General features: G+C 37.4%; 17 protein-coding genes. 5 read left to right on the top strand and 12 right to left on the bottom strand.

Annotation, left to right across the window (positions count from 1 at the left end; translation table 11 throughout):
* Positions 1-57: 57 nt before the first annotated feature.
* Both dnaA and dxs read right to left on the bottom strand, forming a co-directional pair.
* Positions 58-1,485 (bottom strand): chromosomal replication initiator protein DnaA, encoded by a 1,428-nt coding sequence (gene dnaA, locus JKG61_RS21635; protein ID WP_133586785.1) that lies wholly within the window; start codon positions 1,483-1,485, stop codon positions 58-60.
* Between the two features lie 383 nt (positions 1,486-1,868).
* On the bottom strand, positions 1,869-3,797 hold the full coding sequence (gene dxs, locus JKG61_RS21630; RefSeq protein WP_202105095.1) for a 1-deoxy-D-xylulose-5-phosphate synthase: 1,929 nt from the start codon (positions 3,795-3,797) through the stop codon (positions 1,869-1,871).
* Positions 3,798-3,939: 142 nt separating this feature from the next.
* On the opposite strand from dxs, the gene JKG61_RS21625 reads away from it, so the two are divergent.
* Positions 3,940-4,734 carry a segregation and condensation protein A gene (locus JKG61_RS21625; RefSeq protein ID WP_394370183.1) on the top strand — a complete coding sequence of 265 codons (795 nt, stop codon included), beginning with the start codon at positions 3,940-3,942 and terminating at the stop codon, positions 4,732-4,734.
* On the opposite strand, the gene JKG61_RS21620 is transcribed toward JKG61_RS21625, so the two are convergent.
* From JKG61_RS21620 to JKG61_RS21610, 3 genes are read right to left on the bottom strand one after another with little or no spacing between them, the layout of a single operon-like run.
* Positions 4,731-5,438 carry an enoyl-CoA hydratase/isomerase family protein gene (locus JKG61_RS21620; protein ID WP_202105094.1) on the bottom strand — a complete coding sequence of 236 codons (708 nt, stop codon included), beginning with the start codon at positions 5,436-5,438 and terminating at the stop codon, positions 4,731-4,733. The genes JKG61_RS21625 and JKG61_RS21620 overlap by 4 nt on opposite strands.
* Positions 5,425-6,279 (bottom strand): beta/alpha barrel domain-containing protein, encoded by an 855-nt coding sequence (locus tag JKG61_RS21615; RefSeq protein ID WP_202105093.1) that lies wholly within the window; start codon positions 6,277-6,279, stop codon positions 5,425-5,427. Before JKG61_RS21615 ends, JKG61_RS21620 begins: the two co-directional genes overlap by 14 nt.
* The gene (locus JKG61_RS21610; protein WP_021069594.1) at positions 6,269-7,420 is read right to left on the bottom strand and encodes an acyl-CoA dehydrogenase family protein; all 1,152 of its coding nucleotides are present in this window, start codon (positions 7,418-7,420) and stop codon (positions 6,269-6,271) included. The genes JKG61_RS21615 and JKG61_RS21610 overlap by 11 nt, the downstream gene beginning before the upstream one ends.
* Positions 7,421-7,557: 137 nt before the next feature.
* On the opposite strand from JKG61_RS21610, the gene JKG61_RS21605 reads away from it, so the two are divergent.
* Positions 7,558-9,165, top strand: a complete 1,608-nt coding sequence (locus JKG61_RS21605; RefSeq protein ID WP_202105092.1) for an acyl-CoA carboxylase subunit beta — start codon at positions 7,558-7,560, stop codon at positions 9,163-9,165.
* Positions 9,166-9,214: 49 nt separating this feature from the next.
* On the opposite strand, the gene JKG61_RS21600 is transcribed toward JKG61_RS21605, so the two are convergent.
* The 3 genes from JKG61_RS21600 to nadA form a co-directional block, all read right to left on the bottom strand.
* Entirely contained in the window at positions 9,215-11,125 is a 1,911-nt protein-coding gene (locus JKG61_RS21600) for an acetoacetate--CoA ligase (RefSeq protein ID WP_202105091.1), read from the bottom strand.
* A 100-nt stretch (positions 11,126-11,225) separates the two neighbouring features.
* A complete protein-coding gene (gene thiL / locus JKG61_RS21595) occupies positions 11,226-12,266 on the bottom strand; it encodes a thiamine-phosphate kinase (RefSeq protein WP_021069597.1) in 1,041 nt (346 codons plus the stop codon).
* 32 nt (positions 12,267-12,298) lie between these two features.
* Positions 12,299-13,297, bottom strand: a complete 999-nt coding sequence (nadA, locus tag JKG61_RS21590) for a quinolinate synthase NadA (protein WP_202105090.1) — start codon at positions 13,295-13,297, stop codon at positions 12,299-12,301.
* 481 nt (positions 13,298-13,778) lie between these two features.
* Here nadA and nadB point away from each other — a divergent pair, with 481 nt between their 5' ends.
* A complete protein-coding gene (gene nadB, locus JKG61_RS21585; protein WP_202105089.1) occupies positions 13,779-15,371 on the top strand; it encodes an L-aspartate oxidase in 1,593 nt (530 codons plus the stop codon).
* Positions 15,372-15,374: 3 nt separating this feature from the next.
* A complete protein-coding gene (locus JKG61_RS21580; protein ID WP_202105088.1) occupies positions 15,375-15,884 on the top strand; it encodes a gamma carbonic anhydrase family protein in 510 nt (169 codons plus the stop codon).
* Between the two features lie 27 nt (positions 15,885-15,911).
* On the opposite strand, the gene JKG61_RS21575 is transcribed toward JKG61_RS21580, so the two are convergent.
* From JKG61_RS21575 to apaG, 4 genes are all read right to left on the bottom strand, one after another.
* Complete coding sequence (locus tag JKG61_RS21575; RefSeq protein ID WP_237249575.1) at positions 15,912-17,468, bottom strand: Ig-like domain-containing protein; 1,557 nt, start codon at positions 17,466-17,468, stop codon at positions 15,912-15,914.
* 199 nt (positions 17,469-17,667) lie between these two features.
* Positions 17,668-19,527 carry a tRNA uridine-5-carboxymethylaminomethyl(34) synthesis enzyme MnmG gene (mnmG, locus tag JKG61_RS21570; RefSeq protein ID WP_202105086.1) on the bottom strand — a complete coding sequence of 620 codons (1,860 nt, stop codon included), beginning with the start codon at positions 19,525-19,527 and terminating at the stop codon, positions 17,668-17,670.
* 59 nt (positions 19,528-19,586) lie between these two features.
* On the bottom strand, positions 19,587-21,449 hold the full coding sequence (locus JKG61_RS21565; protein ID WP_202105085.1) for an ABC-F family ATP-binding cassette domain-containing protein: 1,863 nt from the start codon (positions 21,447-21,449) through the stop codon (positions 19,587-19,589).
* Between the two features lie 304 nt (positions 21,450-21,753).
* Positions 21,754-22,140 (bottom strand): Co2+/Mg2+ efflux protein ApaG, encoded by a 387-nt coding sequence (gene apaG / locus JKG61_RS21560; protein WP_202105084.1) that lies wholly within the window; start codon positions 22,138-22,140, stop codon positions 21,754-21,756.
* A 149-nt stretch (positions 22,141-22,289) separates the two neighbouring features.
* On the opposite strand from apaG, the gene JKG61_RS21555 reads away from it, so the two are divergent.
* Entirely contained in the window at positions 22,290-22,943 is a 654-nt protein-coding gene (locus JKG61_RS21555; protein WP_202105083.1) for a hypothetical protein, read from the top strand.
* Positions 22,944-23,103: the final 160 nt, after the last annotated feature.

The raw sequence follows: 23,103 nt of genomic DNA, 5'->3' as shown, positions 1-23,103 counted from the left end.
AAAGGCTGATTCCTATGAAAGAATCAGCCCTTTTGCTATACGATCTTACGATTACGACTAAGAAGTTTTTAATTTCTTCTGTATGTCCTGTACGTATGTTTTAAATTTCTTATCAGTTTCTATCAAATCCTCTACTGTCTGGCAAGCGTAAATTACAGTAGAGTGATCTCTTCCTCCAAAGAAACTCCCGATCGACTTCAAAGAGGACTTGGTATGATTTTTAGCCAGATACATTGATATTTGGCGAGCCTGTACTATTTCTCTCTTACGTACCTTAGATTTAACCATTTCTACAGGGACTTCAAAATACTCACATACCAATTTCTGAATATACTCCATCGAGATCTCCTTGTGGGTATTTTTCACAAAGTTCTTCAGCATCGATTTTGCCAAATTCAGATCAATCTCTTTCTTGTTTAATGTCGATTGAGCCAATAATGAAACTAGAGCACCTTCTAGTTCACGCACACTATTATCAATCTGTGTTGCTACATATTCTACAACATTCTCAGGCAACTCTATACCATCCGAGTACATTTTCTTTTTTAGAATAGCAATTCTAGTCTCTAAATCCGGAGCTTGTATATCAGCGGATAATCCCCATTTGAAACGGCTTAAAAGACGCTCCTCTAACCCTGAAAGATCTTTTGGGGCCTTGTCCGAAGTCAGAATAATTTGTTTCCCTGACTGGTGTAAATGATTGAACACATGGAAAAATATATCCTGTGTCTTTTCCTTTCCGGCAAAGTTATGGACATCATCCATAATAATAACATCCATTGCCTGATAGAAGTTTACAAAATCATTGATTGTATTATTCTTCAGGGAATCTACAAACTGCTGGCAGAATTTTTCACAGGAAAGATATATAACTAGCTTATCTGGCAGATTTCTCTTTATTTCATTACCAATAGCCTGTATCAAATGCGTCTTACCTAATCCCACATCTCCATACAACATCAAAGGATTAAATGAGGTACCACCAGGTTTGTTGGCCACTGCATATCCTGCTGATCTAGCTAATCGATTACATTCACCTTCCACAAAATTCTCAAATGTATAGTTCTGATTCAGTTGTGGGTCAACCTGCAACTTCTTTAGTCCAGGTATGACAAATGGATTCTTAATATTTTTATTTAGAGCGACAGGAACTGGGATAGATTGTCTCTTAGCTTCAGCCCCATTTCCATTCGAAGGTAGATTTGTCGTATAAGGAATATTGGTAGAAGATTTCTCTACTACAATATTATACTCCAACCTTCCTTGCTCGCCTAAAAATTTCTTTACAGTCTTACGAAGAATACCCACATAGTGCTCTTCCAACCACTCGTAAAAAAACAAACTCGGTACTTGAATAGTTAAAACGTTTCCCTCCAAACGAATAGCCTTAACAGGCTCGAACCATGTCTTGAAACTTTGCGCCGGAATATTATCTTTTATGACCTGAAGACAATTATTCCAAACACCTGTATACGTTTTTTCCATTCTTAAATTGTTAATAACTTGATAACCAATTAATGATAAAATAATTGTTTATAACTTTCGCTCTCAACGAAGATGACAAAAATTTCTGAGGTAAAAAAATCAAAAACCAAAAAAAACAATAACAATTGAAACACAACTAGTTACGTAGTTTTTATAGTAATTTTAACACTAATCTTTATGTCAAATTATACTTTTCCACACAGGTATCTGTTAGCAAGAATAGATTGCTTTTTTTGAAAAAAAATGGATTGCGGGTTGAAAATTGTGGAAAACTTTATGCCTCAATAATTAGTTCTTTTCTCCCATATCCACAGCAAAAAATAAGCCACAAATACTTGTGGCTTAATCAAATTTGAAAATATATTTTTAGTTTCCCATGTTGGTTAACTGACCATGGACTTTGTTGGTTGCGATTGCATTAGTTTTCGACACACTTCTACCACCGCTTTGGCATCATAATTACACAGTCTCCACAGTTCAGGTTGTTCCCCATGATCTACAATCTCATCAGGAATACCTAATCGGACAAGATCTGCAGTATACTTATGATCGGCCATAAATTCGAGTACAGCCGAGCCAAATCCTCCTGGCAGTACCCCATCTTCTATAGTAATGACTTTCTTGAACTTTTTAAATACTTCGTGTAGTAGGCTTTCGTCAATTGGCTTCACAAACCGAATATCATAATGGGCGGGATATATTCCTTCTTCATTCAAAATATGAAAAGCCTTTGACACCTCATTACCTACGTGTCCTAAACTAATAACAGCTACTTCTTCACCATCCACAAGCTTACGCCCTTTACCTATCTCCAACGCCCTAAAAGGACGCTTCCAGTCCGGCATTACCCCTGATCCACGAGGATATCGGATGACAAATGGGCCCATATCTTCCAATTGGGCCGTATACATCATATTACGTAGTTCCTCTTCATTCATTGGTGCTGCTACAGTCATATTAGGAATACAGCGCATAAATGCGACATCATATGCACCATGATGTGTTGGTCCATCAGCTCCCACCAATCCCGCTCTATCTAGGCAGAATACGACATTTAGATTCTGTAAAGCCACGTCATGTATCACTTGATCATAGGCACGTTGCATAAACGAAGAGTAAATATTACAAAACGGTACTAATCCCTGCGTAGCCAAACCTGCACTAAAAGTTACAGCATGTTGTTCTGCAATCCCCACATCGAATGCCCTATCTGGCATGGCATTCATCATAATATTCATAGATGATCCACTCGGCATTGCCGGCGTAATTCCCATAATCCGACTGTTACTTTCAGCAAGTTCAACCAAAGTGTGTCCAAATACATCTTGATACTTAGGTGGCTGAGGCTTATCATGCGTACTCTTCTTAATCTCACCGGTTATTTTATCAAATAAACCAGGAGCATGCCATTTAGTCTGATCTTTCTCTGCTAGAGAATACCCTTTTCCCTTCATTGTAACTACATGTAACAACTTAGGTCCATTGATATGCTTCAAATCTTCCAGTGTCTTCACTAGTTTATTGACATCATGTCCATCAACCGGTCCGAAATACCTAAAATTAAGTGATTCGAATAAATTAGAATTTTTTAATAATGTCCCCTTAATACTTTGTTCTAATTTTTTAGCCCATCCATATGCGTCAGGACCATTCTTAGAAATCTTAGCCAACACGGCAATAAGGTCATCGCGAAATCTATTATAACTTTTAGAAGTCGTAATACTTGTTAGGTATTCCTTCATTGCCCCCACATTGGGGTCAATAGACATACAGTTGTCGTTCAATATTACCAGTAGGTTCGATTTCTCTATACCAGCATGATTTAATGCCTCAAAAGCCATTCCTCCCGTCAATGCTCCATCACCTATTATAGCGACGTGCTGTCTATCCGTTTCCCCTTTATAGGCTGACGCTACGGCCATCCCTAAAGCTGCAGAAATAGACGTAGAAGAGTGTCCTACCCCAAAAGCATCATATTCACTCTCACTACGTTTAGGAAACCCTGATATTCCGCCTAAAATGCGATTCGTATGAAAAGAATCACGTCGACCTGTCAATATCTTATGTCCATAAGCCTGATGTCCCACATCAAATATAATCTGGTCATAAGGTGTATTCAACACATAATGTAATGCTACGGTCAGTTCGACTACGCCCAAGCTAGCCGCAAAGTGCCCTCCATTGACAGAAACAATATCGATAATATACTGTCTGAGCTCTTTACATACTTCTTCCAATTCACTATCTTTTAGATTACGTAAATCAGACGGAAATTGAATTCCTTTTAAAAGTGCTCCTGCTTCTACCTGCATACCAAAAAAATTTCAAAATAAGATACAAAGTAACAATTAATTCCATAAACTATCTACAATTATTTAGAGAATTAGTTTTGTCCGTTAAATATACCAGAGATGTTTTTCTAAAACATAAATATTAACTTTCAAATGTCTATTTTTGAGATTGTATATGGATGCGACAAACTACGAAATAAAACTGGAACAATTTGAAGGTCCTTTTGACCTTTTATTGTTCTTTATCGAACGCGATGAACTGAACATCCACGATATCCCTATTTCTAGAATTACAGATGACTTTTTGGATTATATCCAGAAAATGCAATCCTTAAATATAGAATTAGCTTCCGAATTTATTTTTGTTGCCTCGACCCTGATGCGTATCAAGGCAAAAATGTTACTTCCTCGTCCTGATTTAGATGGAAACGAAAATGAAGTAGATCTAAAAGAACAACTTGTTCAGAAACTTATCCTCTACAAACAATTCAAGGATGTCTGCGAATCGTTAAAAGTTTTGGAAACGGACCGCGAAAAATTACACCATCGCGCTAATATTGCCTATGATCTAAAACACACCCAGCGACAGACTACCGAAGAAGAACTCGCATCTTTCGATTTATATAAACTGATGATGGTATATGAAAAGATGATGTTTCATTTTACCCACAGGGTAATGCCTGTGACGCATACGGTTGTCAAATTCCCTTATACAATCGAACAGCAAAAGAAAGCCATAGCTGAACTCATTGAGCTGAATAAGAAACTGGATTTCCAACATATCCTCAAGCACTCAGAGAATAGAGTACAGTTTGTTTTCAATTTCTTAGCTATATTAGAGATGTTGCAGCAAAAACTATTAGAGATAGAGATTGGAGCAGGGTATAATAGCTTTTCTATAGAAAAGAAAGATCCAAATGCTATCGACCAAGTCATTGAAGAGGCAGATGCTAATTAGCCTCTCTTCAGATTATCCAATACCTCTTTCAGATAGGTAAACTGATCTTGTGCCGGAATTGATTTTATAGCTCGTAAAGACTTTATACCTTCTTTCAGGGCACGAACAGATCTATTTTCGAAGCTTCCTATTAATACATCCAATTCTTTCTTATCCAGAATACCATCCACAAGCCCTAGATTTCGAGCCCGTTCAAAATCAAAATACCCTGTATCCAGACATAACTGTAATACCTGCTTTTCGGACATGATCTTCAATAAACTAGCCATCACCTGAAACGGAAATATACCAAGGTCCAACTCCGGTAATCTAAACTTTACATCCGGAGTAGCAAATACATAAGTACACCCCAAGGCGATCAAAAAACCTCCCGCTATTACATTTCCTTCTACAATAGCTATCGAAGGTTTATACAATCTCTCAAATACCTCGCCCAAGGATATATTTTCATTTATAATGGTAGGATTTACCTCATCCACTCCTGCATCTTCAAAAGTCTTTAAATCCATTCCTGCACAAAAAACAGGTCCTTCAGCTTCGATGAGCACCACTTTAATAGCATCGTCTCCATTGACTTTTTGAAATACATGATTTATTTCATTGACCATAGTAGGAGTAAATGCATTTCGCTTCTCCGGTCGGGCCAATACTACTTTACATATATGACGATCTATTTCAACTTTTATATACTTATATAGCCCCATGTCTAATCATAGTTTGAAACGCATCCATAAGCTTCACATGCTGCTCTACATTTCCTTTTTCGAATCTATCTAACAATAATTCCATCGGGATATTACCTACCAGATCGTCCTTTGCAAATGGACATCCACCATACCCTAAAAATGCCCCCTCAAAACGTCTACATCCAGCGTTATATCCTGCTTCAACCTTTAATAACGCCTCTTCAACCCGTGCATGCAAATGAAGGCTCAAATCAGTATTGGGAAATTCCTTAGCAACCAGTCTATATAAGCTAGAAATTGCATCTGCAGAAGCTTCCGAAGTCGTATCAGCTATAGAAAAACGTTTTATTCCTAGCGTTGATAGACGATCCATCCATTCTATAACTAAATCTTCATGCCACAGATCGCCATAAGGATTTCCAAATGCCATAGAGATATAGACCACAAGTTCCTGTTTATTCCCTTGTATCAGGTCACATATCCCTTTCACGCGCTCAAAAGACTCGTCAACAGAAGAGTTCGCATTGCGTTGCTGAAATGTTTCCGAAATAGAAAATGGATATCCCAAGTAATCAATCTTCTCCAATACAGAAGCCGCTTGTGCCCCTCTTTCATTCGCTACTATTGCCAACAACTTCGTCTTTCCCTTTTCCAATCCCTCCAATACTTCAACCGTATCCGCCAGTTGGGGTACAGCCTTTGGCGAGACAAAGCTTCCAAAATCAATATAGTCGAATAGTCCGGAAGCTACCAACTCATTGATATAGGTGATCTTTTTTCCCGTAGGAATAAAACCACCTATACCTTGTATTGCGTCTCTAGGACATTCTATAAGTTGTATTTGTGAACTATTTAACATCTTTTCTTATTTCGCGTGCGATTACCATTTTCTGTATTGCACTAGTTCCTTCACCGATTGTACATAACTTGGCATCGCGGAAGAACTTTTCAGCAGGAAAATCCTTGGTAAATCCATAGCCACCATGTATCTGTACGGATTCATTACTAGCCTCAACAGCTACTTCCGATGCATAGAGCTTAGCCATAGCACCTTCTTTCGTCACTTTCTGATTCGTATCTTTCAAATAACCAGCCTGTCTGATTAATAGTTCCGAAGCTTCAATCTTCGTAGCCATATCGGCTAATTTAAATGAAACATCCTGAAAATCAAATATTTTTTGATTAAACTGTTCCCGCTCATTCGAATATTGCAACGCACATTCGTAAGCACCGCGCGCAATTCCCAAAGATAATGCAGCGATAGAAATACGACCTCCGTCCAGTAGTTTTAGTGCCTGAACAAAACCATTGCCGACTTCTCCTATTACCTGATCTTTGTGAACCCGACAATTATCAAAGAATAAACTAGCTGTCTCCGATGCCCGCATTCCCAATTTATCGATCTTCTTACCTGCAGTAAATCCAGGTGTTCCTTTTTCAATAATAAAAGCCGTCATCCCATGTTTATCCCCCTTCTCACCAGTACGGACAATAACTACAGCTACATCTGCACTTATTGCATGCGTAATAAAAATTTTAGAACCATTTATTACCCAATAATCACCATCTTGAACAGCGACAGTTGTCATTCCCCCTGCATCGGATCCCGATCCGGTTTCTGTCAGGCCCCAGGCACCGATCCATTCGGCAGTAGCTAATTTTGGTAAATATTTTTCTTTTTGTTCCTCACTCGCGAAGGATAGAATATGATTTGTACACAACGAATTATGAGCAGCTACCGAAAGACCTATAGAACCACATACTTTGGATATCTCATCCAATATGGTTATGTATTCCTGATAAGTAAGTCCGGCTCCATGGTATTTTTCCGGAACCAAAATTCCCATGAAACCATAATCACCCATTTTTTTAAAAAGCTCTACAGGAAAATATTGCTTTTCATCCCACTCCATCACAAAAGGTTTGATGTGCGTTTTTGCAAATTCACGTGCGCTCTCACGTATCATTACCATTTGCTCGGTATCCTTCGCATTATACATAATGAAATTTTACTTATGTTTATATTCAGTTTATAATTATTATTACAAATATCAAAAAAAACAAATAATATTTTACGATATTTATAAAAATAATTCAAACGACCTTTTGTAAATATTAAATTAATAATCCATAACATATGGAAAACTTTCTTGAAATACTAAAAGAAAAAACCGAAAAACTTTACTTAGGAGGCGGTTTAGACAAAATTCAAAAACACAAGGAAAAAGGGAAACTTACCGCTTGGGAACGTATAAAATACTTACTGGATCCGGATAGTCCTTATACAGAAATAGGAGCTTTTGCTGGGGACAATATGTATCCCAATGATGGAGGCTGTCCGAACGGAGGTGTAGCCATTGTCATGGGCTACGTACAACAAAGATTATGCATTATTGTTTCCAATGATGCTACCGTAAAAGCAGGGGCATGGTTTCCGATTACAGGAAAAAAGAACCTAAGAGCACAAGAGATCGCAATGGAAAACCACCTGCCTATTATTTATTTAGTGGACTCAGCAGGCGTATATCTTCCTATGCAAGATGAAATATTTCCAGACAAAGAACATTTCGGTCGAATTTTCAGAAACAACGCAAAGATTTCTGCTATGGGTATTCCACAGATATCTGCCATTATGGGGTCATGCGTGGCCGGTGGTGCTTATTTACCTATTATGTCAGACTATGCACTTATCGTAGAGGGCACAGGCTCTGTTTTTCTAGCTGGTTCTTACCTTGTTAGATCTTCAATAGGCGAAGTAATCGATAACGAAAGTCTGGGAGGTGCCACTACACATTCTGAAATATCAGGCGTAACGGATAATAAATATCCAAATGATGAAAGCTGCTTAGATGCCATCAAAAATATAGTGGATAAGTTCGGAGATACACCAAAAGCAGGATTTTCAAGAATAGAATCCCAATTACCTTTGTTACCTACAGATGCCGTCTATAAAAATCTTCCCGAAGATCGACTCAAACCCTATAATATGCTTCAGTTACTAGATTCTATTGTAGACAAAGGCTCCCTTGAAGAATATAAAAAAGATTATGGCAAGACTATAATCTGTGCCTTAGCCCGGATAGATGGCTGGGCAGTAGGTATAGTTGCTAATCAAAGAGAAGTAGTCAAAGCAAAGAAACCAGGAGGTACACAAGAAATGCAGATGGGAGGGGTCATCTACTCGGATTCTGCAGATAAATCGGCTAGATTCATCATGAACTGCAATCAGCAGAAGATTCCTTTAGTTTTCTTCCAGGATGTAACAGGATTTATGGTAGGTTCCAGATCGGAACAGGGCGGAATCATAAAAGATGGAGCAAAGATGGTAAATGCAATGGCCAACTCCGTTGTACCAAAATTTACCTTCGTAATCGGAAATAGTTATGGCGCCGGCAACTATGCGATGTGTGGCAAAGCCTATGACCCAAGATTGATATACGCCTGGCCAACTGCCCAAATGGCTGTTATGAGTGGCGCTTCCGCCGGTAAAACGCTACTACAGATTCAGGAAGCAACCTTAAAAGGGAAGGGCGTACAGCTATCTGAAAACGAAAAAAACAAATTGCTTTCCGAAATAGAGCAAAAATATAATGAACAGTTAAGTCCTTATTACGCGGCTGCTCGACTTTGGGTAGATGGTGTTATAGATCCTAAAGAAACCAGAAAAATTATCAGTATGGGTATTGAGGCTGCCAATAATAATCCTGATATACCAAAATATAACGTAGGTGTTATACAGACCTAATTAAATAGGCTATTAAGAGTTGGTTTTCAACCCTTAATAGCCTTAAAACCTAAATCGTATTATAAATAGAAACATACTCAGCTAGAGATTTCGGATTACGCATGATATCCGTAGAAACAACTTTAGCGACCTCTGTCCCCGAAAAAATCTTTTTGATAGGAAGTTCTAGTTTTTTACCGCTCAGTGTATAAGGGATATCAGAAACGGGGTAAATGAAATCCGGCACATGTCTTGGACTATACTGTCCCCTCAGAGTCCGTTTTATCGTATCCTTTAAGTCCTCGTTAAAATCGCTTTTATCTTCTGTCTGTACAAATAGCAACATTGACGAAGAACCATTATCATAGTCTATACAGACGACCAGACTGTCTTTTATCTGTGATAGACTATTTACTGCATTATAGATTTCTGCAGTACCTATACGCACACCACCTCGATTCAAAGTAGCATCCGATCTACCGTAGATTATTACGCCTTCATCATTTATTTTTATCCAATCGCCATGGCTCCATACCGACGGAAAATGATCAAAATAGCTCTCATGATATTTCTTATTTTCTGTATCGTTCCAAAAATAAAGCGGCATGGAGGGCATAGGTTTACGGATTACCAATTCACCTACCTCATCATATACAGCTTTCCCTTGATCATTAAAAGCCACAATATCAGCTCCTAGTGCTCGACACTGTAACATCCCGGCATATACTGGTAATGTCGGACTACCCGATAAAAAAGCCGAACATACATCAGTACCTCCACTCAAAGAAACAATATGTACATCCGGAAATTTACGCTGCAAATCTTCAAACGTAGCTATCGGCAACGGCGATCCCGTAGAGCCAATAACCTTAGGTGCATAATCAGCTATCTCTATTCCCTCTAATGAAGTAAAATAAACCGCTCCGGCTCCAAGATGATCTACTTGCGCTCTTTTCAAAAATGTCCAAAAAGTAAGGTGTTTATTATGGTTAATAATACCATCAAACAAGCAAAGGGTAGCGCCACATAAGAGCGACGACAATGCATAGTTCCACATCATCCAACCTGTTGTTGTGTACCAAAGAAAATTTTCTCCGTCCTGCACATTTTGATGTAATACTAAAGCTTTAAAATGCTCCATAAGATTTCCTCCCGTACTATGGGTAATAGCTTTTGGCTTACCTGTGGTACCGGAAGAATACAGTATCCAAATTGGGTGGGAGAAAGGGACACGTACAAAAGTTAATTGCTTTGGCACATAATCGAATATAATTTTCTTCCAATCATCTTCATATACCTGTACGATAGCTGAGAGATCCGTGAGATCCGATTTCAGCCGCTCCAATGTTTCTAACTTAGAAAATATCCTTTCATTATACTGATAAGAAGTCTCTATAAATAATACCTTTGGTTTTATTTGGGTAAATCGTTCTGAAATACTTACATCCCCAAAGTCAGGAGAGCAACATGACCATATAGCGCCTAACGAATTCACAGCTAGAAAAATAGCAATAGACTCGATTGTGTTATTCAACACAGCGGCGACACGATCACCTTTTTCCACACCTTTTTCCACAAGAAATTGTTGAATTCGGCTGACCATTTCTGCCAGTTCTTTCCAAGAGACTTCCTCGTAACCGATTGATTCGCTAGCAAATTTAAGAGCAGGTCTTTCCGTAGTAGATTGTTTGAAAATATGCTCCGCATAGCTCAACTCTATACCGTCAAACCACTGTGTACCAATAAAATCCGTCGCACTATTATCCCAAGATAACCGGTTCTTGTAAGTACCTGAATACGATATGTTAAAGTAGGAAAGTAAACTGGACCAAAACTCTGCCAAATTGTCAATTGACCATTGATGCAGTTCATGATAAGAAGAAAATTTTCTTCCTTTATCCGATTCTAAAAACTGTTGATAATGGAAAAGTCCAGATTTACTGATATAATCGGACGATGGCGTCCATAAAGCTTTGCTCATATTGTTTATTTTCGGCTATTGTAATTGCAAAATTAGCAATTTAAGCAACAAAATAAACAACAATAATATATATATCGTAATATAACGGTCCTATTCTTAACTATTTATTGAAAGCATTCCATCCTTGAGCTTTTATTTCGTGTACATGTCCAGACTTCGATATCATGCCACATCCTGCAGCTGCTTCTGTGACATACCCTATTACGGAAATATCCAATTGCCCTTTTATTTTGTCGTAGTCAGATTGTGGAACTGTAAATAGAAGTTCATAATCCTCACCACCACTCAACGCACATACTGTAGGATCCAACCCAAATTCCCGAGCAGTCTCATAAGTCATTGGATCAATAGGGATTTTATCCTCATACAGTTTACATCCTACATTTGAAGCTTTACAAATGTGCAATATTTCTGAAGCCAATCCATCCGACACATCGATCATAGCGTGAGGTTTCACGTGCAACGCATCCAATAATTGAACGACGTCTTTGCGGGCTTCAGGTTTTAACTGCCGCTCGATAATATAATCCTTTCCCTCCAGGTCGGGCTGAATGTTAGGATTTTCCAAATAAATCTGTTTTTCGCGCTCTAACAATTGTAATCCCACATAAGCTCCTCCTAAATCGCCCGATACACAGATCAAATCTCCTTCCTTAGCGCCTGATCGATAAGCTATTTCACTTTCCTCTGCATAACCAATACTGGTTACGGAAATCACCAAACCCTGCGCCGAAGCAGAGGTGTCACCACCAATTAAGTCGACATTAAACTTTTTACAAGCTATTAAAGCACCTTCATAGATTTCTTCGACGGCTTCCAACGGAAATTTTGAAGACAATCCGATAGAAAATGTAATCTGAGAAGCCATACCGTTCATGGCATAAATATCGCTCAAATTCACTTGTACAGCTTTATATCCCAAGTGTTTTAGCGGAACATAACGTAAATCAAAATGAATTCCTTCGAGCAAAAGATCGGTAGAAATCAGCGTTTTCTTATTCGCAAAGTCCAATACTGCGGCGTCATCCCCGATTCCTTTCACGGTTGAAGACTCTGTTAATTCCACAGCTTGTGTCAGATGATCAATTAAACCGAATTCTCCTAACTCACTAATATTTGTTTTATCTATATTATCAAACATATTTTTTGCTCGTATTTTCTATTATTTATCTACTATAATCCCAATTGAGCTGATATTTCCAACATCCGTTCGATAGGTTTTTGAGCTCTAGCAATCACATTTTCCGGCAGAATAATCTCAGGTTGCTCATAATAGAGACAATTGTACAATTTCTCCAATGTATTTAGCTTCATGTGAGGACAATCATTACAGGCACATGCATTATTTGGAGGAGCCGGAATAAACTTTTTATCTGGACTAGCCTTTTGCATCTGATGTAAAATTCCTGATTCCGTCGCTACAATATACGTTTGACTGGCATCTTCGATTGTAAATTTTAACATTCCTGACGTAGATCCGATATAATCAGCTTGGCTCAGAATGTGTTCTTCACATTCTGGATGGGCTATAAATTTAGCTCCAGGATTTTCGTCACGCAATCTTTCTATCTTTTCCTGAGAAAAAATTTCATGTACCATACAAGCACCATTCCACAAAACCAAATCCCTACCTGTTTTTTTCTTTACATAGTCGCCCAAATTCTTATCAGGGCCAAAAATAATCTTTTGGTCACGTGGCAAACTCTCAACAATCTGTACAGCATTACTTGATGTACAGACAATATCCGATAGCGCCTTCAATTCAGCTGTACAATTCACATAGGTAATCACCAGATGATCTGGATATTGTTCTTTAAATTTCGCAAACAAATGTGGAGGACAACTATCTGATAACGAACACCCTGCTTTCAAATCCGGTAAAAGTACTTTTTTACTGGGGGACAGTATTTTAGCTGTCTCAGCCATAAAGTGAACACCTGCAAATACAATGACATCAGCATCTGTCTTAGCGGCCTGTTGTGACAATCCTAAGCTATCCCCAATATAATCTGCTAAATCCTGTATTTCAGAATCTTGGTAATAATGAGCTAGAATAACAGCATTCTTTTCTTTCTTCAATCGTTTTATTTCATCGACCAAATCAATACTAGGATCAATAGCAACATCGATAAAGCCTTTGGCTTCTAAGTCTCTCTCAAAAGTAATATTCATCTCTCTTCTTTATTTGTCAATCATTGGAACCAAATCAACATCACAAAAGTAAACAAAGAAATTCAAACGAAATCCACATTCCTTTTTTTCAATAATTAATAATCTATTTTATATAAATCAATCTTATTGTTTATTAGTCTGTGGAAAATGGGGATAAGTGAGTTAAATTTTATTTTATTTTTGAGATTATGCTGTTTTATCCACAAGTTATCCACAGGATCTATTAGGATATAGCTTGATTTTCAATCGAGTAATTTTTATGTCTTTATTTTTTCCATATTCAGATGTGAATTGATTTATGTTTACAATTTGTTAATATCTGCTTCATATTTGTAGAATTATTGAGGTTAGGATGTGTGTATTTATAGGCGATTGTGGAATAATAAAAAGTTTTACAATTTAATTCACTATTTGTTTACACGTTTTCCACATATTTTGTTAATTTGTTAACGTATAAAGGTTCTAGATTTAAGTTTTTAATATGTCGGAGAGAAAAGTTGACTTTTTAATAGTAGGCTCGGGTATTGCAGGGTTGAGTTTTGCATTGAAAGCAGCTAAGTTAGGTAAAGTATTGATAGTCACTAAGTCTAATGAAGATGAGTCCAATACAAAGTACGCTCAAGGAGGCGTAGCGGTCGTTACAGATCATACCGATAGCTTCGAAAAGCATATACAGGATACCCTGATTGCAGGGGATGGACTTTGTAATCCACAGGTTGTGGAAAACGTGATCAAAGAGGGGCCTGCCCGTATAGAAGAGTTGATAGCTTATGGGACTTCGTTTGATAGAGAAGATTCAGGTAGTTACGATTTAGCGAAAGAAGGAGGTCATTCTGCGCATAGAATCCTTCATTATAAGGATATTACGGGGTATGAAATCGAGCGTGCGTTACTCGAGAAGATTCATCAGGAACCGAATATAGAGATTCTAACGCATTATTTTGCAGTAGACCTCATTACACAGCATCATTTAGGAAAACATGTGGATAAGAAGTCTACAGATACCGCTTGCTACGGTATTTACGCTTTCAACACTTTTACTAACAATGTGGAAAAGTTCCTCGCAAAGGTCACTTTGATGGCTACAGGAGGAGCGGGGCATGTTTATTCGAGTACGACAAATCCCACAATTGCTACAGGCGATGGCATCGCTATGGTATATAGGGCTAAAGGAAAGGTTAGGAACATGGAGTTTATACAGTTTCATCCGACAGCTTTATACAACCCGAGTGAATACCCTGCTTTTTTAATTTCTGAGGCCGTGCGTGGTTTTGGAGGTATCTTACGAAGATGCAATGGCGAGTCCTTTATGGAGGAGTATGACGAGCGTGGTTCGCTTGCTCCAAGAGATATAGTCGCTCGGGCTATAGATAGCGAGATGAAACGGTCAGGAGTAGATTATGTTTATTTAGATATTACCCATCGCAATAAAGCTGATCTGCTTTCTCATTTTCCAAATATTTATGAGAAGTGCCTTTCGATCGGATTGGATATGACCAAGGATTTTATACCAGTTACCCCAGCAGCTCATTATTTGTGTGGTGGAATACTAGTGGATGAGTTTGGCGCCAGTTCAATAGCCAATTTATATGCCTGTGGAGAGTGTGCATCTACAGGTCTTCATGGTGCTAATAGGTTGGCTTCCAATTCTCTATTAGAAGCAGCAGTGTATGCACATCGTATATTTTTGAATGCAGAAGCCAATTTTGCTTCCCTGACTTATCAAGAATCAGTTCCGGATTGGGACGATTCGAATACCAAACTATCTAATGAAGATATTTTGGTAACTCACAATTTGCGTGAGACACAAAAATTTATGAGTGATTACGTAGGTATTGTTCGTTCCGATTTTCGTCTTGATCGAGCTATGCGTCGTTTGGGGTTATTGCACGAAGAAACCGAATCTTTTTATAAAAGGACGCGTTTATCTGTTAAACTTTGTGAGCTTCGGAATGTTATACAAGTGGCTTATTTGGTGGTCAAATCGGCCATGAATAGAAAAGAGAGTAGGGGATTACATTTTACAACAGATTATCTTCAACATGCTGAGCAGTTGGAAGATACAATTTTATAGATTATGGCTACAATTCTCCCGGTTAAAGCGAGTTTTCCATTTATAGGTGATGATACCTATCTCGCGCCTAATTGTACGATTGTCGGTGACGTAACAGTTGGAAAAAACTGTTCCATTTGGTTTAATGCGGTAGTACGTGGTGACGTAAATTATATTAAAATAGGAGATTATTCCAATATTCAGGATAATGTAACTATTCACGGTACCTACGAACGCAATGGAACCGATATAGGTACTTACGTTAATATAGGACATAATGCAATAGTTCACGGTTGTACCATAGATAGTCATGTACTGATCGGTATGGGTGCTATCGTAATGGATAGAGCACATATACAAAGCAATGTAATCATCGCTGCTGGCGCAGTGGTTTTAGAAAATATGATCTGTGAATCAGGCTTTCTTTACGCTGGCGTTCCGGCAAAGAAAGTCAAGCCATTGACAGAAGACCAACTGTCTCTATTACAGAATCTTCCACACAATTACGTGATGTACGCCTCCTGGTTTAAATGATAAAGACGCTGCTCTAAAAACTGATTTTTATTCAAATTGTAGCACTATATTTTCATTCTGCTCCCAATTCGCACGTATTGTAAACGGTTTGTCTAAGTACCAGATCGGTTCAGCCTGTATTTTATTATAGACGTCAGCACCGTCCCATCTTTTATTTTTATTTAAGTCTTTTATTACTCGAAGTATATACTTACCTCCAGGAAATTTTTGGTATATAATCTCATCAGAATTAGTAATATATCGCGTATCAAATACTTTTTCCTTTTTGTCGTCAGTTAATTGCACGATATATTGGATATTAGGTTCTATACCGGTTATTTTGAATTTTATATCACCATAGTTTTCTGATTCATCTAGTGTAAACTTTGTTTTGAACTCTTTATTAAAATCTTCGAACGGACTTAATATTGCTTTTTCTTCTAGAACGAGTTCATAGTCTTTTTTAGGTTTCCAATTATAGCGTATATGATAGATATTTTTATTTATACTATCTTGTTGCAGTTGAAAATTTCGTCTGGAGGTACTATCTTCATTAATTGTGATTTTACTTTTATCTATATTTTCTATTGGAAATAAGCTTGTTAAAGTAATATGTTTAATCTTATCTACTTTGTTTTCTATATTAAGCTGTGGTTCGATAATTCGCTCGTATTTTTCATTTTTGGATCGTCTCAATAAAATAGTATCTAATACAATATTCATATCGCTTAACTCAAATTTTATAGAGTCAAAATCTAATTTTTTTAGAAATATAAAACTAGAATCCTTATAGTTAGAAAAAGAGATTTTCTGTTCGTTATCGGGAATTATTGGTTCTATTATTTTTATTAATGGGCTATCTAATGGTTGATTGAAAGTGAGCAAGATCCTACTATTTTTTTCTATTTTCTTTTCTATAGTTCTAAATTTTGTAGGCTTTCCTACCGAATACTCGATTTTTATATCGTCGATGTTCCTGTTTAAGACGATACTGTCTAGGATGAATCCTATAGCTTCTTCCGGATTGTTATATATTCTATCGTTATTTTGTTCCTTCAGTGCATATATTCTATAGGTATCTTCTCTAAGGTTTCTGAAAGTAAAATTACCTGACGAATCTACTAAGGTAAAGATATTTGCTTTACGTTTACCAAATATTGAATCTTGGCGAGTAGGAATGAGTAGTACTTTCACGTCCTTATCTATTTTTTCATCAAATACTTTAGTGTAAGCATTTCTTACAGAACCTGAGATTTGTAATGAGTCGAGTTCAGGACCAGTAGAAAAGACATAGTTATAGTTCAATATAGGATTTCCTTCATTATAATCCACAAGACCTTTCCCAAAGTTTATAGTGTATGTCGTGTTCGTTTCTAAAGAATCAGGGAGGCGTATATGTAATGTTTTCTTTTTAATTTTATATTCGGGTTGTTTCTCTAGGTCAGGAGAGATACTGAACTCTTTGAATTGATTATTGAGTTTGATGTATTCATCCATAGTGAGCATTATATCTTTTGCATCAAAATTCCTAGTATAGTTTGCTGGAGACTCGTTTAATATTTTTGGTGGAAGCGAATCTTTTGGCCCGCCTGTAGGACGTTGCATGTTTGCACATCGAAAAAAAGTGAGCGATATAAGCGATATAAAGCCTATTATTATCAATTTTTGAATTAAACTTGTTTTAAGGCGTTTTGACGCAATATTATCTTTAGTGGGCTCCAGTATCATAAATTTATAGATAATCTCTTATATCGCTTTATTTTAAGTCGATTTTGTTTTATGTAAACTATTGATATATAATTAATTAACTCATATGAACCATTAAAACGCTAATATCCGAAGGTGATACCCCAGATATTCGTGAAGCTTGTCCAAGTGTTCGAGGTTTTACCTTGAGTAACTTTTCACGTGCTTCTATCGATAGCGAAGTTAATGAAGAATAATCAAAATTAGGGTTAATTTCTTTATCCTCCATTTTTTTCATCTTATTTACAATTTCCATTTCTTTTTCAAAGTAACTTTCATATTTTACTTTGATCTCCGCCTGTTCTATCGTTTCTTCATTATATTTCTCAAGAAGGGTAGAAAACTCGGCATTCGATTCTGCAATATGGCGTATGTTTATCTGCGGGCGACTCAATATGCCAAACATTTTACTCTTTTGAGTCAATGGACTCGAGTGTTCTCGTGATAATATTTCATTTATTTCGATCGGACTTACCGACAATTGTTTCATGTAGTTCACCAGTCTATCAGAATTCTCTATTTTCTCCTGAACCTTTTTTAGTCTCTCATCAGATACAAGTCCTAATTTATGCGCGATAGGAGTAAGTCTGATATCTGCGTTATCCTGTCTCAGAAGTAAGCGGTGTTCAGCTCTGGAGGTAAACATTCGGTACGGCTCTTCTGTACCTTTTGTTACTAGATCATCTATGAGTACACCGATATAGGATTCTGATCTTTTTAGAATAAGCTCATGCAGATCATTTATCTTTTGATGTGCATTTACTCCCGCCACAAAACCTTGTGCTCCGGCTTCTTCATAACCAGTCGTTCCATTTATTTGACCCGCAAAGAATAGATTTTTTACCTTCAATGTTTCTAGAGTTAGATCCAATTGCATAGGAGGGAAGTAATCATATTCTATTGCATACCCAGGTCTGTACATTTTTGCATTTTCAAAACCAGGTATAAGTCGTAGTGCTTTTTGCTGTACCTCCTCTGGGAGCGAAGTTGAAAAACCGTTTACATATATTTCGACAGTTTGAAATCCTTCTGGCTCTACGAAAATTTGATGTCTATCTCGTTCAGCAAATCTGTTTATTTTATCTTCTATGGATGGACAGTATCTTGGACCTAGGCCTTTGATTCTACCGGTAAACATTGGAGATTTCTCAAAACCGGTTTTGAGAATTTCGTGTACTTTGTCGTTTGTGTAGGTTATCCAGCAACAACGTTGTTCTGTAGGTAATGGAACATCTGTGAAAGAGAATCGTCCTTTTTCTTCATCGCCCCATTGTTCTTCCATGAGTGCATAGTTTAAACTTCTTCCGTCTATGCGCGGGGGAGTTCCCGTTTTCATTCTCCCTGATTCGAATCCTAGTGAAACCAGTTGCTCTGTCAGTCCTGTCGCAGATTTTTCGCCGGTTCGGCCACCACCGAATTTCTTGTCACCAATATGTATTAAGCCATTTAAAAAAGTTCCATTTGTTAGTATGACAGCATCCGCTTCTATACGTATACCTAGCGAAGTTATCACGCCTTTAGCAGTACCATTTTTTACAATTACTTCTTTGACTGTATCCTGCCACATATCCAGATTTGGAATTGCTTCGAGTTGTAATCTCCATTCTTCTGCAAAACGCATCCGGTCATTTTGCGTTCTTGGACTCCACATAGCTGGACCCTTGGATTTGTTGAGCATCCGGAATTGAATCGTAGACTTGTCAGCGATAATACCAGTGTATCCACCCATGGCATCTATTTCTCTTACGATTTGACCTTTTGCTACTCCACCTATTGCAGGGTTGCAACTCATTTGAGCTATTACTCCCATATTCATAGTGATTAATAGGGTAGAGGATCCTAGATTTGCTGCCGCAGCGGCGGCTTCACACCCTGCGTGACCAGCGCCTACAACGATTACGTTATATTTATTAAACATATTAGTAAGTAATGTTTCACGTGGAACAGGTGTTTTTTTAATGTTCCACGTGAAACAGTTTAAATGTATTCTGATAATTCTATCCAGCGATCTGATTTTTTATCAAGTTCCTTCTGTAGGTTTTGTATCTCGTTTGATATTTCAGTTAACGCTTCGTGTTCTGTTGTGTTGTTTAGTAAATTTGTTTTTTCAGTTATACTTTTTTCAAGCACATCTATTTCTTTCTCTATTGTCTCGTATTCAAATTGCTCTTTGAAGCTTAATTTCTTTTTATTACTTTGACTAGTTGTGGTAGGGGAGTCTTTAGTAGTTTTGTCTATAGATTTTTCTTCTTTTAGTTTTAACTCTTGTTCTGCTTTATAGTCTGCATAGTTTCCATTGTATATGGTTACATCTCCAGCTCCATCAAAAATAAAGAGCTGCTCTGTGAGTTTATCTATTAAGTATCTGTCGTGCGATACCAATATTAATATTCCAGGATAGTTTATTAGGAAGTCTTCCAGTACATTTAAGGTGTCTATGTCTAGATCGTTGGAGGGCTCATCTAGTATTAGAAAGTTAGGGTTGGCCATGAGTACACGCATCAACTGCAGACGTTTCTTTTCTCCACCGCTCAATTTACTTACCATTCCGAATTGTTTTTCTGGAGGAAAGAGAAATAGCGTTAGCAGTTGGGAGGCTGTTAGCGTATCGCCGTTAGCCATTTTTATATATTCGGCTACATTCTTTACGATGTCTAGTACACGGTCTCCACTATCGAAATTTAGTCCGCCTTGTCTGTAATATCCGAATTTGGTTGTTTCTCCGATATCTACAGTCCCTGCGTCAGGAGGGAGGGTTCCGGTTAGTAAATTTAGAAAAGTACTTTTGCCAGTGCCATTCTTGCCAGCTAGCCCAATCCTATCTCCTTTTTTAAATATATAGGAAAAGTTATTAATAAATGTATGTCCATCAAACGATTTTGATACATTGTTTAATTCCAGTATTTTGGAACCTTGACGGGATACTTTAACACTGAGTTCTACTTTGTCGTTTGCTCTAGGTCCCTTCGATTTCTCTTCTAGGGCATAGTAGGCATCTATTCTTGATTTTGATTTGGTACCTCGAGCCTGGGGTTGTCTGCGCATCCATTCGAGTTCTCTCCTTAATAGATTGCGTGCTTTTTCAGCCTGTATAGCATCGTTATATTCTCTTTCTGCTTTCTTTTCTAAGAAGTAGGCATAGTTTCCTTTATACAGGTGTACTTTAGCTTTATCCAGTTCACGTATCTCTGTACAAATATTATCTAAAAAGTATCTGTCGTGGGAAACTGTAAGAACAGTTTTTTGACCTGTTGTTAGCAGTTTTTCTAACCATTCGATAGTTTCAATATCCAAATGGTTGGTCGGCTCGTCCAATATATATACATCAGGTTCGTCGATAAGAAGCTTGGCCAAGGATAGCCTTTTCTTCTGTCCTCCAGAGAGGCTATCTATCTTTTGGTCAAAATTCGAAATCTGTAACCTGTTTAAAATAGTTTTTATATTGTATTCATATTCCCAGGCATTGAGTGCTGTCAGCTGATCAGTTATGATCGCCAGCTTGTGTTCGTCTACAGTAGGGGAGTCTATGAGTTCTTCATATTCTTTAATCAATTGTTGTTGCTCATTGTCCGCACTGTAAATAAAGTCATTGATCGTATTTAAACCTGAAAAATCAGGCTCTTGAGGTAAATATCCTATGCGGATTCCTTTCTCTTTTACAATCTTGCCTTCCTGTGGAGGAAAGACTTCTGCCAGTAATTTTAATAAAGTAGATTTGCCTGTCCCATTTATTCCGACCAGAGCTATGCGATCGCCTTTCTGCAAGCCAAAATGCAACTCTTTAAATAACCATTTGTCATTGAAAGAGTGACCAACTTGTTCTGTACTAACTATACTCACGTTTTCCTAATTATTTTATTATCGTACTATAAAAAACCTACTATCTGAATCGTACTGTTCTTGGGATCCTTCTGTGAAAAGTCGTGACCCAATACGCCGGATGATTATTAGATTAATTTATATTTATCTAATAATCAGTAGTTTGTGTTTTGCTTAGGAAAGCTGAACTTGCTTTACCTATAACTTTGGATTACAGCATTATAGTCTTTCGTCTGTAGGCATATTTATCCAAGCACAAAAGTAAGCAAATTATCTCTTGCAGATTAGAAAAAGAATGTAGAGAAGTGTATTTTACAAATAACTGTCAGTTTAATCTAAACGAAGCAGTGAGATTGAATCTCGGGATATTCACTTTGAATTGTTTGCCATCTATTTCCCGCGTCATGGTATAGTATCCTTCCATATAGCCAAGTTCACTTTTTAGATTACATCCGGATACATATTGGTGCGATTGACCTGGTTGCAGGATGGGTTGTTCACCAACAATTCCTTCTCCATCTACTTGTTTGTGTTCGCCTATAGAATCAAATATTTCCCAATGTCTGCTAATTAACTGAGCGGTGTAATCTGAAGTATTCTCTATAGTGATTCTATAGGCGAACATGAAATGCATATTATCAGCATTAGAATATTCTGGCTGATAGACGCATTCTACAGATATATTGATTCCCGCAGTTGATTGTGTGATCATAATGTCAAAATTATGAACTATGATTTAAAAATCATAATTCTACTACCTCTTGATAATAAATAGTTTAAATATATTAGATTCTTTTGACTATTGCGGTTTTAGGGTATGCTTTTTGATAGAAAAAAACAATATCCAAACTAATGATAGAAATGAAAATAAAGAATGTGATGTTGGCTTCTTTGATCGGAGCTGGGTTGATGTATTCCTGTGGAAACAATGACGCTAAAGAACAGGATGCTGAAAGTAATGAAAAAGGAGTTTTAGAGCAGATCGGCGAGTCTGCAGAAGCCATAAAAGGATTAAGCAAGCTGGAAGAATATACCAAAGAGCTTGAATCTCGTATGGATGAGTTAAAAGCGATGACTCCAGTATCCAATGAAGTTTTTAAATCGGTATTACCAGATACTTTTCAAGGGTTAAAGCGTACTTCTCTACAAGTGGGGGAGATGAGTGCACTCAATCTAGCGAGTGGTAAGGCAGAATATAAAAATGATGATCAGTCTAAGACTATAGTGATTGATATCATGGATGGGGCAGGAGAAGGAGGGGCGAGTATTGTTTCGCTTATGTTTATGGGGATGATGACCGATAAAGAAGAAATAACAGAAACAGGCTTCGAGAAGACGATGGATATTAATGGTACGAAAACTATGGTTAAGGAGCGTAGTGATCAAGGGACGAAGGATTCAGAGATACAATGGATACATAATAAGCGTTTTGTAGTAAAACTCGAAGGTAGGGGTTATTCATTGGATGAATTGACTTCTATGTTTAAAGAGCTGGATTTGGCAACCCTTAAATAAGCGGGATCATTCAATAAAAAAAGGAGCACGTTTTGCAATGCCCCCAAAAAGTTAGACACTTTCTGGGGGCATTTTTATGAGAAAAAACAAAAAACATAGTTTGGAATTCAAACTTAGTATTGTCGATCGGATCGTTCAAGGTCACGGTTCAGTAAGAACC

This window comes from Sphingobacterium faecale, from assembly GCF_016746095.1.
Taxonomy (GTDB): Bacteria; Bacteroidota; Bacteroidia; order Sphingobacteriales; family Sphingobacteriaceae; genus Sphingobacterium; species Sphingobacterium faecale.
The sequence above is the reverse complement of the archived record's forward strand: the minus strand, read 5'-3'. Positions and strand labels throughout refer to the sequence as shown.

Bases quoted from the DNA above. Each gene is read 5' to 3' on its own strand.
- nadA (WP_202105090.1), bottom strand. From the start codon at position 13,297: ATGAATATTACTTTTGAGAGAGACTTAGAAGCCAAAGGCTTTATCGAT.
- JKG61_RS21615 (WP_202105093.1), bottom strand. From the start codon at position 6,279: ATGTTAAATAGTTCACAAATACAACTTATAGAATGTCCTAGAGACGCA.
- JKG61_RS21575 (WP_237249575.1), bottom strand. From the start codon at position 17,468: ATGCAACGTCCTACAGGCGGGCCAAAAGATTCGCTTCCACCAAAAATA.
- thiL (WP_021069597.1), bottom strand. From the start codon at position 12,266: ATGTTTGATAATATAGATAAAACAAATATTAGTGAGTTAGGAGAATTC.
- dxs (WP_202105095.1), bottom strand. From the start codon at position 3,797: ATGCAGGTAGAAGCAGGAGCACTTTTAAAAGGAATTCAATTTCCGTCT.
- nadB (WP_202105089.1), top strand. From the start codon at position 13,779: ATGTCGGAGAGAAAAGTTGACTTTTTAATAGTAGGCTCGGGTATTGCA.
- JKG61_RS21580 (WP_202105088.1), top strand. From the start codon at position 15,375: ATGGCTACAATTCTCCCGGTTAAAGCGAGTTTTCCATTTATAGGTGAT.
- JKG61_RS21610 (WP_021069594.1), bottom strand. From the start codon at position 7,420: ATGTATAATGCGAAGGATACCGAGCAAATGGTAATGATACGTGAGAGC.
- JKG61_RS21620 (WP_202105094.1), bottom strand. From the start codon at position 5,438: ATGGGGCTATATAAGTATATAAAAGTTGAAATAGATCGTCATATATGT.
- JKG61_RS21605 (WP_202105092.1), top strand. From the start codon at position 7,558: ATGGAAAACTTTCTTGAAATACTAAAAGAAAAAACCGAAAAACTTTAC.
- apaG (WP_202105084.1), bottom strand. From the start codon at position 22,140: ATGATCACACAATCAACTGCGGGAATCAATATATCTGTAGAATGCGTC.
- JKG61_RS21600 (WP_202105091.1), bottom strand. From the start codon at position 11,125: ATGAGCAAAGCTTTATGGACGCCATCGTCCGATTATATCAGTAAATCT.
- dnaA (WP_133586785.1), bottom strand. From the start codon at position 1,485: ATGGAAAAAACGTATACAGGTGTTTGGAATAATTGTCTTCAGGTCATA.
- mnmG (WP_202105086.1), bottom strand. From the start codon at position 19,527: ATGTTTAATAAATATAACGTAATCGTTGTAGGCGCTGGTCACGCAGGG.
- JKG61_RS21555 (WP_202105083.1), top strand. From the start codon at position 22,290: ATGAAAATAAAGAATGTGATGTTGGCTTCTTTGATCGGAGCTGGGTTG.